Below are 4,273 nucleotides of genomic sequence, written 5' to 3' on the forward strand. Positions count from 1 at the left end.
GGGCCGGAGCGGCCTCTTCCAGCGCCTGGCCGCACAGCACACAGGTGGCCGAGCGTGGCGGGTTGTAGCCGTCACAATTCGGGCAGACCACCGGGAGCGCGGACAGCAGAAGCTGAGACATGGGCAGTGGGCCAATCTAGGGGGGCGTGAAACGCCGGGTCAACGAAAGCCTCGGACCAAAATCCAAGGCGCCCGGGCTCCAGGACCCGGCGGGGCACGCGATGTTCCAGGGTAACGTTGCCCCTGCTGTTTGAGGCAGTTACGATTGTCACCGCCTCGATGATTCGCCTGAACGACATCCTGCAGCGGGTTGCGTCGTACCACCCGGACCCCGACCTGGACATCATCAAGAAGGCGTACGTCTACTCGGCCAAGGTCCATCAAGGGCAACTCCGCAAGTCGGGAGAGCCCTACCTGATTCACCCCCTGGAGGTGGCGGGCATCCTTGCGGAGCTGAAGCTGGACGAAGCGTCCATCGTCACCGGTCTGCTCCACGACACCATCGAAGACACGCTCGCCACCGCGGAGGAGCTCACGGAGCTGTTCGGTCCGGAGGTCGCCCAGCTGGTGGACGGCGTGACGAAGCTGTCCAAGTTCTCCGCGTCCGCGACGCTCTCCCAGGAGGAGAAGCAGGCGGAGAACTTCCGCAAGATGATCATCGCGATGGCGCAGGACATCCGCGTCATCCTCGTGAAGCTGGCGGACCGCACGCACAACATGCGGACGCTGGATCACATGTCCGAGGAGAAGCAGGCCCGCATCGGACAGGAGACGCTGGACATCTACGCGCCCCTGGCCAACCGCCTGGGCATCTCCTGGATCAAGACGGAGCTGGAGGACCTGTCCTTCCGCTACGTGAAGCCCCAGGAGTTCTTCGCGCTGGAGGAGCAGCTCAACAAGCGCAAGAAGGAGCGCGAGGCGTACATCGAGGACACCTGCGACCTGATGCGCGCCAAGCTCCAGGAGCGCGGCCTCAAGGGCGACGTCAGCGGGCGCTTCAAGCACGTCTACAGCATCTGGAAGAAGATCAAGTCGCAGGGCATCGACTTCGATCAGATCCACGACATCATCGCGTTCCGCATCATCGCGCCGTCCATGCCCGCCTGTTACGAGGCGCTGGGCATGGTGCACCAGATGTGGAAGCCGGTGCCGGGACGCTTCAAGGACTTCATCGCCATCCCGAAGCCCAACATGTACCAGTCCCTGCACACCACGGTGATTGGTCCGTTGAGCGAGCGCGTAGAGGTGCAGATCCGCACCTCGGAGATGCACAAGATCGCCGAAGAGGGCATCGCGGCGCACTGGGCGTACAAGGAAGGCCGCGCGCCCATCTCCAAGGACGACGAGAAGTTCGCCTGGCTGCGCCAGCTGATGGAGTGGCAGCAGGACCTCAAGGACCCCAAGGAGTTCCTGGAGACGGTGAAGGTGGACCTCTTCACCGACGAGGTCTTCGTCTTCACGCCCAAGGGCGACGTGCGCAGCCTGCCGCGCGGCGCGACGCCGGTGGACTTCGCGTACGCCATCCACTCGGACGTGGGCGGCCGGTGCGTGGGCGCCAAGGTGAACGGCAAGATCGTTCCCCTGCGCTACAAGCTGAAGAACGGCGACACGGTGGAGGTGCTCACCAGCCCGCAGGCGCACCCGTCCAAGGACTGGCTCACCTTCGTCAAGACGAGCCGCGCGCAGCAGCGCATCCGCGGCTTCATCAAGCAGCAGCAGCGCGACAAGAGCCTGCAGCTGGGCCGCGAGCTGGTGGAGCGCGAGTTCAAGCGCTTCCAGCTCAACTTCAACAAGCAGATGAAGTCCGGCGAGCTCAAGAAGGTCGCCGAGGAGCTGGGCTTCCGCGTCGAGGACGACCTGCTGGTCGCCATCGGCTACGGCAAGGTGACGCCGCAGCAGCTGGTGCAGCGCATCGTGCCGCAGGACAAGCTGGCGCAGGTGGAGCCGCCTCCGCGTCCGTCGGACGGCAATGGGACGGGCAACGGCACGGGGAACAACGCCTCCATGCTGCCGGGCCTGTCGCGCATGACGGACCTGGCCAAGCGGCTGGTGGGGCGCACCAACCGCAGCGGCGTCCAGATTGGCGGCGTGGACGACGTGCTCGTGCGCTTCGGGCGCTGTTGCAACCCCGTTCCCGGGGACCCCATCGCGGGGTTCATCACCCGGGGGCGGGGCGTGACGGTGCACACCGTGGGGTGTGAGAAGGCCCTGGCCACGGACCCCGAGCGGCGCGTGGACGTGTCCTGGGACGTGAAGGGCGACTTCAAGCGGCCCGTCACGCTGCGCGTGCTGACGGCGGACCGGCCGGGCCTGTTGGCGGACATCACCAACACGTTCTCCAAGAAGAGCGTCAACATCTCCCAGGCGAACTGCCGGGCCACCGGCGACGACCGGGCGGTGAACACCTTCGAGGTCACCATCTCCGACCTCAAGCAGCTGACGGACCTGATGCGCTCCATCGAGCGGTTGACGGGCGTCTACTCGGTCGAGCGAATCTAGCCCCGGCCTGTGCTACAGCGCGCGGCGGACCCGCGGCCCCCTTCCTCTTGGGGGCCGCCTCAACGCGAGGTGTGCTGCATGGCGCGCAAGGCAATCCACTCCGACGACGCCCCCAAGGCGATTGGCCCCTACTCCCAGGCGGTGCAGGTGGACGCCGGGAAGATGACGTTCCTGTCCGGCCAGATTCCCCTGGACCCGAAGACGATGGAGCTCGTCCCCGGTGACGTCGTCGCGCAGGCCGAACAGGTAATGAAGAACCTGAAGGCCGTGCTCGCCGCCAGCGGCCTGGACTTCTCCCACGTCGTGCGCTGCACCATCTTCCTCACCGACCTGGGCGACTTCGCCAAGGTGAACGAAGTGTACGGCCGCGCCTTCACCGGCTCCCCGCCGGCCCGCGCCACCGTGCAGGTGTCCGCGCTTCCGCGCGGCTCCAAGGTGGAGATCGACGCCATCGCGGTGTCCTGACGCCGCGGCGGACAAAAGCACCCGCTGGAAACACGAAGGCCGCCGGTTCCCGCGAAGGGAGCCGACGGCCTTGTGTGCTTCAGGAGCGGGGGAGGGCTACTTCGCTTCCGCCGCCATCACCACGCCGGCCTTCTTCAGCTCCTCGTCGATGACCTTCTTGAAGGCCTCGAAGGGCTGCGCACCCACCAGCGTGCGGCCGTTGACGAAGAAGGTGGGCGTGCCGTTGGCGCCCTTGGAGGCACCGTCCGCCATGTCCGCCTCGATCTGCTTGTCGAACTTGCCCGACTCCAGGTCCGCCTTGAACTTGTTCATGTCCAGCTTCAGCTCCTGGGCGTACTTCTCCAGGTTGGCGCGGTCCAGCGCGCGCTGGTTGGCGAAGAGCTTGTCGTGCATCTCCCAGAACTTGCCCTGCTCGTTCGCGGCCATGGAGGCGACGGCGGCGAGCTTCGCGTTCTGGTGGAAGGGCAGGGGCTGGTGCTTGAAGGCGAACTTGACCTTGCCCTTGTACTCCTTCTCCACCTGCTCGATGGTCGGCACGGCGCGGCTGCAGAACGGGCACTCGAAGTCGGACCAGGCGACGATGGTCACGGGCGCGTTCTTCGGACCGCGCACCGGGGCGTTGCCCAGCTCCACCTTCTGCACCGCCGGCTCGGCGGGCGCCGCGGGGGCGGCCGGAGCGGCGTTGACGTTGTCCTGGTTCAGCTTGGCGTAGAGGTCCTCCGCCTTGGTGCCGGCGGCGAGCGCCTTGTCGGCCTTGGCGATCTCCTGGTCGATGAGGGGCTTGAAGGCCTCGAAGGGCTGCGCGCCGGAGAGGAAGCGGCCGTTGATGAAGAAGGCCGGCGTGCCGTTGGCGCCCACCGACGTGCCCGCGGAGGAGTCCGAGTCGATCTTCGCGGAGACCTTGCCGGACTCCAGGGCGGCCTTGAACTTGTTCATGTCCAGGCCCAGCTCCTGCGCGTACTTCTCCAGGTCACCGCGCTCCAGGGCGCGCTGGTTGGCGAAGAGCTTGTCGTGCATCTCCCAGAACTTGCCCTGCTCGTGGGCGGCCATGGAGGCCTGCGCGGCGAGCTTCGCGTGGGAGTGCATGGGCAGCGGCTGGTGGCGGAACACCACGCGCACGTCCTTGCCGTAGGTCTCCTTGATCTTGTTGATGGTCGGCACCGCGCGGCTGCAGAAGGGGCACTCGAAGTCGGACCACTCGACGATGGTCACCTTCGCGGTGGCCGGGCCGACGACGGGGGAGTCCGCGGGGACGTCCACCTTCTTCGCGGCGGCGGGGGGCTCCGCCTGCTGCTGCGCGGGGCGGGAC

The 4,273-nt window shown here is 66.7% G+C and carries 3 protein-coding genes; 2 read left to right on the plus strand and 1 reads right to left on the minus strand.

Going from position 1 to position 4,273, the window contains the following annotated elements; all coding sequences use genetic code 11:
* Window positions 1-279 precede the first annotated feature (279 nt).
* Window positions 280-2,499: a RelA/SpoT family protein gene (locus D7X32_RS43400; protein ID WP_120608340.1), complete on the plus strand. Its 2,220-nt coding sequence runs from the start codon at window positions 280-282 to the stop codon at window positions 2,497-2,499.
* Window positions 2,500-2,577: 78 nt separating this feature from the next.
* Window positions 2,578-2,964, plus strand: a complete 387-nt coding sequence (locus D7X32_RS43405) for a RidA family protein (protein WP_120608341.1) — start codon at window positions 2,578-2,580, stop codon at window positions 2,962-2,964.
* 96 nt (window positions 2,965-3,060) lie between these two features.
* Here the strand turns inward: D7X32_RS43405 and D7X32_RS43410 are convergent.
* The coding region (locus D7X32_RS43410; RefSeq protein ID WP_147450508.1) for a DsbA family protein at window positions 3,061-4,273 on the minus strand (1,213 nt) is incomplete at its 5' end.

Source organism: Corallococcus carmarthensis (genome assembly GCF_003611695.1).
Classification (GTDB): domain Bacteria; phylum Myxococcota; class Myxococcia; order Myxococcales; family Myxococcaceae; genus Corallococcus; species Corallococcus carmarthensis.